Consider the following 11652-nt stretch of genomic DNA (forward strand, 5'->3'; position numbering starts at 1 on the left):
CGCTGCTGTGCTTCACGGGTCCAACCCCCGGTTGTCATGAAGGAATCCCGTGCGCATGAAATTGGAGGCCGGCTTCGGCTGGCTGTGGTCGGCCTACGCCGTGAGCACCTACGGCACCTGGATCGCCTTCGGGGCGTTCCCCCTGATCGCGGTGCAGGTGCTGCACTCGCCGGCCTTCGCCGTCTCGCTCCTCGGCGCGGCCGGACTCGCCGTCGCGGCGCTCGTCGCGGTGCCGCTCGGGCCGTGGGTCGAGCACCGGGCCAAGCGGCCGGTGATGATCGCGATGGACCTGGTCCGCTTCGCCGCGATGGCGAGCGTGCCGGTCGCGCACGTGCTGGGCGTGCTGACCTACGGCCAGCTGCTGGTGGTCTCGGTCGTCTCGGGGACGGCGGGCATCGCGTTCACCGCCGCGTCCGGCGCCTACCTGAAACACCTGGTCCGCAGGGAGCACTTGCTCGTCGCGAACGGCAGGTTCGAGGCCACGACGTGGGCGGCGACGGCGGTGGGCCCGCCGCTCGGCGGGGCGCTGATCGGGGTGCTCGGCCCGGTCGTCACGGTCGCGGTGGACGCCGCCAGCTATCTGCTGTCCGCGTTCGGCGTCCTCCGCATCCGTGGCGGTGACGTGGCCGCGCCCCGGAATCCGACGGACCGGATGCGCGCGGCCGACCTCCTCAACGGCTGGCGGTCCATCGTCCACGACCGTCCGCTGTGGCGGCTGTTCCTCAACTCGATCCTGGTCAGCGGCCTGATCATGGCGACCGTCCCGCTGCTGTCGGTTCTGCTGCTGGACGACTACCACTTCTCGGCCTGGGAGTACGGCCTCGCCTTCGGCGTCCCGGCGCTCGGCGGCTTCGTGGGCGCGCGCCTTTCCCCACGCCTCGTGGAACGTTACGGGCAGCACCGGGTCATGACGGTCTCCGGTTGGCTGCGCTCCCTCTTCCCGCTCGGCCTGGCCTTCGTGCACCCCGGCGTCACCGGGCTGCTGACCGTGATCATCGTGGAGGCCCTGCTGATCACCTGCATGGGCGTCTTCAACCCGCTCTACGCCACCGAACGCCTGCAACGGACGCCCGCCGACCACGCCGCGCAGGTCCTCACCGCGTGGAGCGTCAGCAGCAAGCTGATGCAGGCCGCCCTCATGGTGATCTGGGGCGTCCTGGCCAGCCTCACCAGCCCGCTCGCCGCGATCACGATCTCCGGCGTCCTCCTGCTGGCGACCCCGCTCCTGCTCCCCGGCCGGCCGCACTTCCCCACTCCCGAGGCCGCGCGGCCGACCGAGGACGTCCCGGCCGGATGATCGGTCACCAGGGGACGGACATCACGTTCACGTGGTCGTTGGCCGGGTCGTAGTACGACATCAGCAGGTTGCTGCCGGTGCTCAGCTCGGGGTGGCCGAAGTAGGCCCGGCACAGGTCCAGGCCCTGCTGGTCGCCGCACGGTGCCTGGCCGGTGCGGGTGACGGTCCAGCCGCCGGTCAGGGAACTGGACCGCCAGATCCGGAAGTTGCCCGCGATGTCGGTCTGCTCGACGATGACGAACCCCTTGCCGAGGGCGCCGAAGTTCTCCGCGTGCGCCGACAGGGGGCGGGCGCCCGGCAGGATCGAGACGGCCGCGTTGTGGTCGCCGCTCCAGCCGGACCCGTTCCACCACTGGTAGTTGGTGGCCGAACGCCAGGCGGTGGGCGTCGCGCCGACCTTGGCCAGGACGACCCGGCCGTTCTCGCACGATCCCCACGTGTTGGTGTCGCACTTGTAGGCGATCAGGTAGAGCTGGCCGCCGGAGAAGATCGGCGAGCCGAGGGTCTTCTGGAACGGCAGCTCGGTCGGGCTGCTGAACACCTGGGTCTGGCCGCTCAGCGTGTTGGTGGACACCGAGTACTCCACCAGGCCGTACCGCTGGGCGGGCAGCCCGCCGGGGTGCACGCACACGTCGGCGTAGCTGATGAGCACCTTGCTCGGCGTGGCGGTGCTCGGCTGCCGGGCCGCGCCGGAGATCCAGGACGCGGGGTAGGAGGAGCCGGGGACCGAGCACGTGCTGCCGTCGGGCAGCTTCAGCCCGGTCGGGACGGGCAGCAGGCCGGCCGGCGGGCGGTTGCTGGGCGCGTTGATCGGGGCGGTCGGGGTGGGGATCTCGGTGAGCCCGGTCGGGACCTGGCCCGCCGTGTAGGGGCCGACGGCGGCGGTCGCGCCGAGCCAGAAGCCCGACGACGTGCCCGACCACGCCGAATCGCAGAACAACCACAGGCTCTGGTTGGTGGTGTTGGGGACCCGGACGCTGTAGCCGCAGTCACGGCTGACGTTGTTGCCCGCGGCGGAGGTCTCCCAGCGCGACAACACCTTGGACGGCGGCGGCGCGTCGGCTCGGGCGGCGGCCAGCGGCGCCGCGACCAGGGTGACGGCGGCGGCCGCACACGCCACGCGCCGCGACCAGGGGATGTGGAGTCTCACGGGGCGGCGCCCTTCCGCGCGGGGATGATCAGCGACCGAACTGTAGATCGCGACCCCGGGCTGAGACGAGGACGGCCGCCTGACCGGAAGCGGCCCACGGCGCGGAGCACGGCAGAGACCGCCCGGCCACAACCGGTCACCGGAAACTGAAACGGGCGATGCCCGCGTACTGCGCGCTGATGGTCAGGCGGGCTGCCCGATTCCACGTACACGTTTCACGCCGTCATCCTGCCAGGACCGCAATCGCGCGCCGGTGCTACTTCGGAGGTAATCGTCCCGGTGCATCCGCCTTGGCAGGGTTGTGATTTCACCACGTCGGAGGACGCGGACCGGAACGGGAAGAGCGGACATGTCCACGAACACGCGCGCCGTAGTCGAAGAGCTGCTGCTCAGGATCGGCGAGGGCGACCCCGAGCGCATCGCCGCTCTGTACGCCGAACAGGGCGACTGGAAGATCAACTGGCCGGAGGCCGAGCACGGCCGTACCGCCACGCCGTGGATCCGGCACCGCGCGACCCGGGCCGACGCGGTCGCCCACTTCCGCGAGCTCGCCGAGCATCACGTGCCGGAGCGCGCGGCGACCGAGGTCGAGCGGGTTCTCGTCGACGGGAACGACGCGGTCGTGCTCGGCGAGATCCGCCAGACCGCCGCGTCCACGGGACGTGCCTATCGCGCGCGGTTCGCTCTGCACCTCACCGTCGAAGACGGCCTTGTCATCCGGCACCACGTCTACGAGGACAGCCTCGCCGTCGCCCAGGCGTTCGCGTGAGAGCCGCCGGATCCCACGAGGACTTCGTCGGGCGTCAGGTGGTGACGTACTGGTTGGAGTACTCGCCGGAGGGGGCGATGGGGGTGATGACGTCGATCAGGATGCCGTTGGGGTCGGCGACGATGAAGTGCCGCTGCCCGAAGTCCTCGCTGCGCAGCGCGAGGACGGGGTCCAGCCCTTCCCGGGTGACGAGCCGTTCCCATTCGGCGTCCACGTCCGCCACCTCGAAGTTGAGCAGCAGGCCCTGCGCGGGGACGCGGTAGCCGTCCGGGACCGTCGGGTGGGTGTGGTCGAGGAGGGCGAGTTCGTACCCGGGGTCTCCGGGGCGGCGCAGGCTGACGTACCAGTCGGCCTGGAACGTGGTCTCGAAGCCCAGCAGCCGGGTGTAGAAGTCGTGCGACTCGTGCATCCGCGTCGTGCCGATCACGGGGTAGAAGCTGGTCAGTTCCATGGTGGGCCACCTTTCACGTACCATCGGTATGCGAAGGACGATATTCGCGTACCACCGGTATGTCAACGGGGAGTGTGATGGCGCAGCAGGGCGTCCGGGCGCAGCAGCGGGAGCAGACCAGGCGGGCGTTGTTGCGGGAGGGCAGGCGCCTGTTCGCCGAGCGCGGCTACGGCGCGGTGGGCCTGGCGGAGGTCGTGCGGGCGGCCGGGGTGACCAAGGGGGCGCTCTACCACCACTTCGAGAGCAAGGCCGAACTCTTCGCCGCCGTGCTGGGGGAGGTGCAGCAGCAGGTGGGGGAGCGCGTGGCGGCGGCCGCCGACGCCCGCGACGACCCCTGGGACCAGCTGACCGCCGGCTGCCAGGAGTTCCTCGTCGCGGCCACCGACCCGGACATCCAGCAGATCATGCTCATCGACGGGCCCGCTGTGCTGGGATGGAGCCAGTGGCGGGCGATGGACGAGGGCGCGTCGGCCCGCCATCTGGGGGAGGCGCTGTCCTCCCTCATCGAGGCGGGGGTCGTCCCTCCGCAGCCGGTCGCGCCGCTGGTGCACCTGCTGTCGGGGGCGATGAACGAGGCGGCGCTGTGGCTGGCGTCCTCGTCCGGCCCGGAGGATCTGGCCGACACCGGCGCGGCGCTGGGCAGGCTGCTCGGGGCGCTGCGCGCCGGCTGAGCCGGGGGCTGCGAGCACCGCCTCTTGATGATCTACTTTGTAAAGGTGCCGGGTAGTTGATATTCATCCCACTGCGAAGAAAAGGGTTGGCACGCATTTCTGAATTCCGCAGTACGCCATTTCCTGGGCCGGGCCGCCCTTTCCCCGGCAGAGCGGCCCGGACGCGCGTCAGGTGAGGAACAGCTTGGTGGTGTAGGAGCCGCCGGACTGGCCGAAGACGTCGAACCCGGCGCTGTAGGTCGCCGACGACGGGCACAGCGGGCTGCTGCCCGCGCTCACCTTGGTCAGCGAGATGTTGGTGGCCGTGGCCTTGAGCTGGATGGTGGCGGTGGAGTTGGTCACCGACATGGTGATGCTGTTGCCGGCGCCGCTGCCCCGGTAGTTGCAGACGATGTTGCCGAAGATCGTGCTGCTGGTCGAGGTGACCTGCATGTTGTTGATGCGCAGCGTCCCCGACGAGCCGGTCCAGTTCAGGTCGCCGCCGGCCCAGGGCAGGCCGACCGGGGTGGTGGTGGAGGAGCCGCCGGCGCTGTTGGTGCAGGCCGGGCCGGGGCTGTTGTAGAAGTTGTAGGCCGAGACGGTCAGGTTGGCGCCGCTGGAGGCCACCGACGCGTCGATGTTGCCGCGGTTGCAGCTCGCCGTGCCGAGCGAGGTGGTGACCGAGACCGGGCTGGTCAGGACGAGCCGGATGTTGCCGCTGTAGGCCGCGCCGGCGGCGTTGTTGACGTGGATGACGGTGGGCGGGGCGGCGGCGGCGGGCGACGCCGCGACGGCGACGGCGGCCGCCGAGGCGGCCAGGACCGCGGCGACTTTACGGGGGTGTTGCATCGGCCACTCCTTCGAAATATGCCGGGACGTCGTCAGAGTAAAAAGGGGGTTAATGGCGGTCAAGGGAAAGCGCAAGGATCGCTTTTGCGGTGCCTTCGCGAGTATTGCGATAAGCGCTTGGCGTCAGTGGAAAAGGTCCGGCAGCGGTGGCCGGCGGCAGGCGCAGCGGTGGCGTTCGGCGGCCTGGCACGTCAGGGCGTTCATCGCCTGGTAGAGGCACAGCAGCGCCCAGATCTCCTGGGCGACCGTCTCGGGGTCGCGGGAGCGCAGCGTGATGCCGTGCCCCTGCGGGACGGCGCGCAGCCAGGCGAGGGCGGGTTCGATCCGCCAGCGCCGCGCGTAGCAGGCCGCCAGTGCTTCGGCGGGGGCGAGGTCCGGGTCGGTGAGCGTGGTGAGCAGGACGCCGTGCGCGGTCGGGACGCTGCGCAGCGGGACGTCCCGCGTCGGCGGGTCTCCGGCCGTCGCGCCGAGCAGCAGGTCCACGCCTCTGCTGCCCGCCAGGCGCAGCAGTGCCGACGACCCGGCCGACGGCGGCATCACCAGCAGCGTCCCTGGTCCCAGGCCGCGCACCAGCCGTCCGGCCAGGACGCTTTCGGCCACGGCGGACGCGCCCAGCGTGGCGTCCACCAGGGCGTGCGTCCCGGCTTCGGCGAGCGCCACCACCCGGACCTGGGGGAAGCGCGCGGCGGGCGCGGGGTAGCCGAGGGCGGAGTTCTCCCAGCTGCCCGCGACGTCCAGGGCGATGCCGTCCAGCGACAACACGCGCCGCCCGCCGAACAGCGTTCCCGGGCCGCCGGAGGGGAACGTCGTGCGTTCGAACAGCAGGCGCAGCGGATCGGCGCCGAGGCGGGTCCGCGCGCGGCTGATGGCCGAGGCGCTCGGCGTCTTCTCCCAGGAGCGCATCCAGTGCGACCGCCAGGAGAGGCCGTTGAGCAGGAGCCGCATGACCTGCTCGTAGTTGCGGTCGGCGAACAGGCAGAGCGCCAGGACGTAGTAGAGGACGAGCCGGGCGGGCAGCGAGCGGCGGCGGCGGTCGGCCCGGCCGCTGGCCGCGATCACCTCGTCCAGCAGGGGGACCGGGAACAGCGAGAGCAGCACGCCCATCGCCACGCGGTCGGCCAGGCGCTCGGCCGGAGCCGCCGCCGTGGTCCGCTGCGCACCGGCCATATGATCATGCTAACAAGCAAGCGCTTGAGTAAATAGGGGCGGCGGATCACTGCCCGGTATCCGGGCGGCCTCAAAGCCCTTCATGTCCGGCCGCAATGAGGGCGGCGGCCGTCGTCCAGGGTCAGGGCGAGAACGGCGGCCGGAGGGGTGGTGTCGCGGATGACCCAGCGCGCGCGTGCGTGATGGCGGGCTGTACCCCGATCGGCGGGCCGCCGCACCGTGGCGTTTGTCATAAACACACACTTGTTTACTTGGGGTCAGCGGCCTGCTTAAGATCACGTCCGTTCCGCACCTCCATCCCCCCGCTTAGGGAAGGCACCTGTGCAGAGGTCCTGGTTCGTCGCGCCCGTCCTGGCGGTCGCGCTCATCGCGGCGGGAACGTCCGCCGCCGCCGCGGCCCCCGATCCCCGCGTCGCGGTCGTGCAGGCTCCGGCCGGCAAGGCCGTCGCCGACCGCTACATCGTCACCCTCAAGGCCGGAGCCCCGCTGGACGGCGTCCTGTCCGGCAGCCGGGTCGAGCGCCCGACCTACCGCTACACCGCCGTCCTCAACGGGTTCGCGGCCAGGCTGTCGGCCGCCCAGCTCGCCGCCCTGCGCGGCGACGCCCGCGTGGCGAAGATCGAGCAGGACTACGTCGGGGAGCGCGTCGCCGCCCCGGCCAAGGCCCGCAAAGCCGCCTTGGCCGCGACGCAGACCGATCCGGGCTGGGCCCTGGACCGGATCGACCAGGTCGACCTCCCGCTCAACAACACCTACGCGTACAACTCCACCGGCGCCGGAGTGCACGCCTACGTGCTCGACTCCGGGATCGAGGCCGGTCACCCCGACTTCGGCGGGCGCGCCGACGTCGCCTGGGACGCGTTCGGCGGCGACGGCTCGGACTGCTCCGGGCACGGCACCGCCGTCGCCGGCTCGATCGGCGGCAGCACGGTCGGGGTCGCCAAGCAGGTCAGCCTGCACGCCGTCAAGATCAACAACTGTGGCGGCGACTACGGGGCCGTCGTGTCGGCGGCCATCGCGGGCATGGACTGGGTGGCGCAGCACCACGTCAAGCCCGCCGTCGCCAACGTCTCCTACAACTGGCTGCGCAACGACTCCGTCAACGCCGCCGCCGACCGGCTCGCCGCGTCCGGGGTGTTCCTGGCGGCCTCGGCCGGCAACAACGGCGGCAACTGGTTCACCGCCAGCGCCTGCCTGACCTCGCCCGCCAGCGCGGGCGGCGCGACCACCATCGCCTCCAGCACCAGCGCCGACCAGCGCACCCCCGACAGCAGCTACGGCGGCTGCGTGGACCTGTACGCGCCCGGCCAGAACGTCCCGTGCGTCTGGACGGGCGGGCAGGCGGGGCTCTGCGCGGGCACGTCCTTCTCCTCCCCGTTCGTCGCGGGCGCCGCCGCGCTCTACAAGGCCACCTACGGCGACGCGCCCTACACCACCGTCCGCACCTGGCTGCAGCAGCACGCCGCCGCCGGGAAGATCAGCAACAACCCGTCCGACCACGGCGGAACGCCCAACCTGCTGCTCAACACCGCCGGTCTGTAGCGGACCGGCGCGCGGGCCGCACCACCTGGGCCGGGTGGTGCGGCCCGCGGCCGCGTACGGCAATCACTGTAGGTAATCGCCTTGGTTCGTTGAGTGCGTTAGGTTGAGGCCGAGCCGACGCTCCGGGTCCCTGACCTCAGGCATGTGGTGTGGCCGCCGGATCCGGCGGCGCTCGCCCGGCGTCGTTCGCCTCGCCGCATCAACAGCCAAGGGAGAAGGGCAGCCGTGCCGATGGCATTTCCCAGTGGACGCTGGTCCAAGCGGACCGTCACCGTCCTGGCCACCGCTACCGCCGCCGCGGCCGGGGCAGGAGCGGCGGCGGCGATGGTCGTCACGTTCAAGGGGGAGGACGCCCCGGCGCCGACCCGCCGGGCCGCCGCCGCCCATCGGGTCGAGGCGTTCGCGATCACCCAGGTCGCCTCCGGGGCCTGCGTGGGCGTCACCGCCGACAAGGCCGGCAAGCCGAAGGGCAGCCGCAACGCCCCGCCGCCCCATCGGCTGGTGCTCGCGCCCTGTGACGGGAGCCAGGGGCAGCGCTGGACCACCGGCAAGGACGGCAAGACGTTGCAGACCCCGGCCTTCCCCGGCGAGTGCGTCGCGGCGGTCGCCTATCCCAAGGGCGAGTGGTCGGCCGCCATGCGCCCGTGCAAGGGCAGCGACACTCGCCAGCACTGGCGCGTGTGGAACCACTACGCGGTCGACGGCAGCGCGCACATCCTGACGCCGGGACGTGCGGAGAAGGCGTGGGAGACCGGCACCGCCGACGGCCCGGTCATCCTGAAGAAGGTTTCCAAGACGGGCAACGCCCAGAAGTGGAAGTTCGGCCAGGTGTCCTAGGACCCGGTCGAGGCGGGGAAAGCAAACGGCGCTTCGGGTTGATCACCAGATGGTGATCAACCCGATCGAGGAGCGCCACGCGAACGTCCGCCTCACCGCATGAACCGCCCGACGGGCGCGCCCGCGACATTCTCGGTGGTGCGCGTCGCCGGGACCGGGGTCGGCGAAGGTCACCGGGTTGAAGGCGTGGACGTCGCTGGATGGCGGCGCGAAGTGGCAGCCCGTCCAGGTGGAGGCGCTGGGCGGGGGCCGGTTCTCGGCCGCGCTGCCGAAGCCGGGCACGGACCAGAAGATGACGCTCCGCGTCAGCGCGCGGGACACGGGCGGCAGCGGCATCGACCAGACGCTGCACGGCGTCTATTAGGCGGTGTTTCAAAGTCCCGGCCCAGGGGGCTCGCCTGGCGGCTGTGTTTCTTGAAGTCACGGCGTGGTGATCTCGTTGGGCGCCCGGCGGAGTTGGCCGGTGACCCTGACCAGGCGCATCTTGCCCGTCCGTCCTGCGCATCCGGCTCAGCGGCGCAGGGCGGTCTCCCGGTCCATGCGCGACAACTTCTCGGGGTTGCGCACGGCGTAGAGGCCGGTGATCAGGCCGTCGTCGACGCGCACCGCGATGACGGTGTCGATCTCGCCGTCGAGCCGGAGGGCCAGCGCGGGGCAGCCGTTGACCTGCGTGGTTCGCAGCGACATCGCGCCGGAGATCCGGCCCAGCACCTGGGCCACCAGGCCGGCCCCCACGACGGGTGCCAGCGCGGCCTGCACGAGCCCGCCGCCGTCGGTCAGGAGGACGACGTCGGGCGCGAGGACGTCGAGCAGGCTCCGCAGGTCGCCCGTCTCGACCGCTCGCTGGAACGCCTGGAACGCGCCCCGGGCCTGGACCGCGGACACCTCGCCGCGCGGTCGGCGCGCGGCGACGTGCGCCCGTGCCCGGTGGGCGGTCTGGCGGACGGCGGCGGGATTCTTGCCGACGGCCTCGGCGATCTCGTCGTACTCGAAACCGAACACCTCGCGCAGCACGAACACCGCCCGCTCGATCGGGGTGAGCGTTTCCAGGACCAGCAACATCGCCATCGACACGCTGTCGGCCAGCTCGACGTCGTCGGCCACATCGGGCGCGGTCAGCAGGGGCTCCGGCAACCAGGGCCCGATGTAGGATTCCTTGCGCCGGCCGAGCGTGCGCAGCCGGGCCAGCGCCTGGCGGGTGGCGATGCGGACCAGGTACGCGCGCTGGTCCCGCACGGTGCTCAGATCGACGCCCACCCACCGCAACCAGGTCTCCTGGAGGGCGTCCTCGGCGTCGGCGGCCGAACCGAGCAGCTCGTAGGCGACGGTGAACAGCAGATTGCGATGAGCGACGAAGACCTCAGTAGCGGAGTCCGTCTGGTCGTCCCGGCCGAAGGGCACGGTCGCGTCCTCTGCTCGCTCGCTCATATCCGGCTCCCGCCTACTCGCTCCCGCCCGCGTCACACGCACAAGATGCCGGACCCCGCCGGTTTGTGACGTCCGCAACCAGTGACGCAGGCCACATCATCGCGACGTCACAGGACCCCGGCCGCCGACATCTCTTGGCCATCAGCACGCCGCGCCGACGACCGGCGCGGCGCCCGGCACCACGATCGAGGAGCACACCATGGAGCCCCGTTTCGACCTGATGGCCAACGAGATCGGCGCCAAGATCAGCAAGCGGATCTACAACGTGAGCCTGGCGATCCAGCAGTCGCCGCTGCCCCGGCCCACCCAGGAGCTGGTGATGTTGCGCGCCAGCCAGATCAACGGCTGCGGCTTCTGCGTTGACTTCCACACCAAGGAGGCCGCGGCCGCGGGGGAGACCGCGGTCCGCCTCCACCTGGTCGCCGCCTGGCGCGAATCCACCGTGTTCACCGAGGCCGAACGGGCCGCGCTGGCGCTCGCCGAGGAGGGCACCCGGCTCGCCGACGCCCACCCCGGTGTGTCCGATGAGACGTGGGCGAAGGCACGCGAGCACTACGACGACGACCAGATCGCCGCGCTGGTCTCCCTGGTCGCCATGATCAACGCTGCCAACCGGCTCGGCGTGATCGTCCGCAACCAGGGCGGCTCCTACCAGCCCGCCATGCTTGCCGACATGGCGAACTGACCATCAACCGAACCGGGGTCCGGCTCGGGGCGTCCACCCCGTGCCGGACCCGCTCGATCAGCCTCACAAGCCGACCGCTTACCCGGATCGGCTGCCTCGACGGGTATCGGTGCTGCCGCAGGACGTCGTTAAGGGAGTTCCCCGCTTCCGCCGGTCAGAGTTTGGGCGCCACTTCCAGATGCTCCCAAAGGATCTCGATGGGGAACGGGTCGGTGACGCTTGCGGCCACCGGGCCCATGTCGCGGTGCGTCGTGCCGATGTGCGTGTACCGGTCAACGCCGCCGACCAGGGCGTATCGCTCGATCGACACCGCTCCGATCTTGTCGAAGGACAGCAGCCAGTAGTGCGGGATGCCGGCGTTGGCGTACTCGCCCATCTTGTGGATGCGGTCGCGGCGTTCCGACCAGGTCGACAGGACCTCTGCCGCGATCAGGACGTGTTCCGCGGCGAGCTGTTCGAAGTCCGGAAGGCAACGGTGCAGTACCGCGTCGGGCTTGCGCGCCGTCGGCGGCACCTCCCACAGCAGCACATCGACCTCGGTGTTGGTCTCGTAGCACGCTCCCGGGCCGCTGCGTCGCATCTCCGCCACCGCCGCGTTCTCCAGGGCCATGGACAGGCGGGTGCCTACCTTCTGGTGTTCACGGCCCCGCTGCTCGCGGGGGACGGCGTAGCCGTCCACGATCTCCAGGTCACGGCGAACGTCCTCGTCGATCTCAAGGAACATCTCCCAGGTGATCGGATCGTGCTGCTGTTCATGCCAGACAGTCATGCTCGCAACCTTCAGATCTGTAGAGGACTCTGCAGATCTTATGTGCCATGCGCCGTCC

At 71.0% G+C, this 11652-nt stretch carries 13 protein-coding genes; 7 read left to right on the plus strand and 6 right to left on the minus strand.

Features of this window, described 5'->3' with window-relative positions:
* The first annotated feature begins 55 nt into the window (after positions 1-55).
* The gene (locus tag AH6_RS16145) at positions 56-1297 is read left to right on the plus strand and encodes an MFS transporter (protein ID WP_067480186.1); all 1242 of its coding nucleotides are present in this window, start codon (positions 56-58) and stop codon (positions 1295-1297) included.
* 4 nt (positions 1298-1301) lie between these two features.
* Here AH6_RS16145 and AH6_RS16150 read toward each other — a convergent pair whose 3' ends face one another.
* Entirely contained in the window at positions 1302-2447 is a 1146-nt protein-coding gene (locus AH6_RS16150; RefSeq protein WP_157431511.1) for a hypothetical protein, read from the minus strand.
* A gap of 349 nt (positions 2448-2796) precedes the next feature.
* Here AH6_RS16150 and AH6_RS16155 point away from each other — a divergent pair, with 349 nt between their 5' ends.
* A complete protein-coding gene (locus AH6_RS16155) occupies positions 2797-3216 on the plus strand; it encodes a nuclear transport factor 2 family protein (RefSeq protein ID WP_067480190.1) in 420 nt (139 codons plus the stop codon).
* Between the two features lie 34 nt (positions 3217-3250).
* Here AH6_RS16155 and AH6_RS16160 read toward each other — a convergent pair whose 3' ends face one another.
* On the minus strand, positions 3251-3667 hold the full coding sequence (locus AH6_RS16160) for a VOC family protein (protein ID WP_067480192.1): 417 nt from the start codon (positions 3665-3667) through the stop codon (positions 3251-3253).
* A 77-nt stretch (positions 3668-3744) separates the two neighbouring features.
* Here AH6_RS16160 and AH6_RS16165 point away from each other — a divergent pair, with 77 nt between their 5' ends.
* Entirely contained in the window at positions 3745-4338 is a 594-nt protein-coding gene (locus AH6_RS16165) for a TetR/AcrR family transcriptional regulator (protein ID WP_174555099.1), read from the plus strand.
* Positions 4339-4506: 168 nt separating this feature from the next.
* Here AH6_RS16165 and AH6_RS16170 read toward each other — a convergent pair whose 3' ends face one another.
* Together AH6_RS16170 and AH6_RS16175 are read right to left on the minus strand one after the other, a co-directional pair.
* Positions 4507-5166 carry a hypothetical protein gene (locus AH6_RS16170; RefSeq protein ID WP_067480196.1) on the minus strand — a complete coding sequence of 220 codons (660 nt, stop codon included), beginning with the start codon at positions 5164-5166 and terminating at the stop codon, positions 4507-4509.
* Positions 5167-5289: 123 nt separating this feature from the next.
* Positions 5290-6333, minus strand: a complete 1044-nt coding sequence (locus AH6_RS16175; protein WP_067480198.1) for a transposase domain-containing protein — start codon at positions 6331-6333, stop codon at positions 5290-5292.
* 321 nt (positions 6334-6654) lie between these two features.
* Between AH6_RS16175 and AH6_RS16180 the strand changes: the two genes are divergently transcribed.
* The 3 genes from AH6_RS16180 (at position 6655) to AH6_RS16190 (ending at position 9076) form a co-directional block, all read left to right on the plus strand.
* Positions 6655-7875, plus strand: coding sequence for a S8 family peptidase (locus AH6_RS16180; RefSeq protein ID WP_067480201.1), 1221 nt, complete (start codon positions 6655-6657; stop codon positions 7873-7875).
* Between the two features lie 231 nt (positions 7876-8106).
* A complete protein-coding gene (locus AH6_RS16185; RefSeq protein WP_157431512.1) occupies positions 8107-8712 on the plus strand; it encodes a ricin-type beta-trefoil lectin domain protein in 606 nt (201 codons plus the stop codon).
* Positions 8713-8890: 178 nt separating this feature from the next.
* A complete protein-coding gene (locus AH6_RS16190) occupies positions 8891-9076 on the plus strand; it encodes a hypothetical protein (protein WP_067480207.1) in 186 nt (61 codons plus the stop codon).
* A 146-nt stretch (positions 9077-9222) separates the two neighbouring features.
* On the opposite strand, the gene AH6_RS16195 is transcribed toward AH6_RS16190, so the two are convergent.
* Complete coding sequence (locus tag AH6_RS16195; RefSeq protein ID WP_067480210.1) at positions 9223-10140, minus strand: RNA polymerase sigma-70 factor; 918 nt, start codon at positions 10138-10140, stop codon at positions 9223-9225.
* Positions 10141-10339: 199 nt separating this feature from the next.
* Between AH6_RS16195 and AH6_RS16200 the strand changes: the two genes are divergently transcribed.
* A complete protein-coding gene (locus AH6_RS16200; protein ID WP_067480215.1) occupies positions 10340-10825 on the plus strand; it encodes a carboxymuconolactone decarboxylase family protein in 486 nt (161 codons plus the stop codon).
* A 154-nt stretch (positions 10826-10979) separates the two neighbouring features.
* Here AH6_RS16200 and AH6_RS16205 read toward each other — a convergent pair whose 3' ends face one another.
* Positions 10980-11594 carry a Uma2 family endonuclease gene (locus AH6_RS16205; protein WP_067480218.1) on the minus strand — a complete coding sequence of 205 codons (615 nt, stop codon included), beginning with the start codon at positions 11592-11594 and terminating at the stop codon, positions 10980-10982.
* Positions 11595-11652: the final 58 nt, after the last annotated feature.

The sequence above is a fragment of the Actinomadura hibisca NBRC 15177 genome (assembly GCF_001552635.1).
GTDB lineage: Bacteria > Actinomycetota > Actinomycetes > Streptosporangiales > Streptosporangiaceae > Spirillospora > Spirillospora hibisca.

Excerpts from the sequence above, each read along its gene's own strand:
- AH6_RS16145 (WP_067480186.1), top strand. The coding sequence starts at position 56 with ATGAAATTGGAGGCCGGCTTCGGCTGGCTGTGGTCGGCCTACGCCGTG.
- AH6_RS16155 (WP_067480190.1), top strand. The coding sequence starts at position 2,797 with ATGTCCACGAACACGCGCGCCGTAGTCGAAGAGCTGCTGCTCAGGATC.
- AH6_RS16160 (WP_067480192.1), bottom strand. The coding sequence starts at position 3,667 with ATGGAACTGACCAGCTTCTACCCCGTGATCGGCACGACGCGGATGCAC.
- AH6_RS16165 (WP_174555099.1), top strand. The coding sequence starts at position 3,745 with ATGGCGCAGCAGGGCGTCCGGGCGCAGCAGCGGGAGCAGACCAGGCGG.
- AH6_RS16170 (WP_067480196.1), bottom strand. The coding sequence starts at position 5,166 with ATGCAACACCCCCGTAAAGTCGCCGCGGTCCTGGCCGCCTCGGCGGCC.
- AH6_RS16175 (WP_067480198.1), bottom strand. The coding sequence starts at position 6,333 with ATGGCCGGTGCGCAGCGGACCACGGCGGCGGCTCCGGCCGAGCGCCTG.
- AH6_RS16185 (WP_157431512.1), top strand. The coding sequence starts at position 8,107 with ATGGCATTTCCCAGTGGACGCTGGTCCAAGCGGACCGTCACCGTCCTG.
- AH6_RS16195 (WP_067480210.1), bottom strand. The coding sequence starts at position 10,140 with ATGAGCGAGCGAGCAGAGGACGCGACCGTGCCCTTCGGCCGGGACGAC.
- AH6_RS16200 (WP_067480215.1), top strand. The coding sequence starts at position 10,340 with ATGGAGCCCCGTTTCGACCTGATGGCCAACGAGATCGGCGCCAAGATC.
- AH6_RS16205 (WP_067480218.1), bottom strand. The coding sequence starts at position 11,594 with ATGACTGTCTGGCATGAACAGCAGCACGATCCGATCACCTGGGAGATG.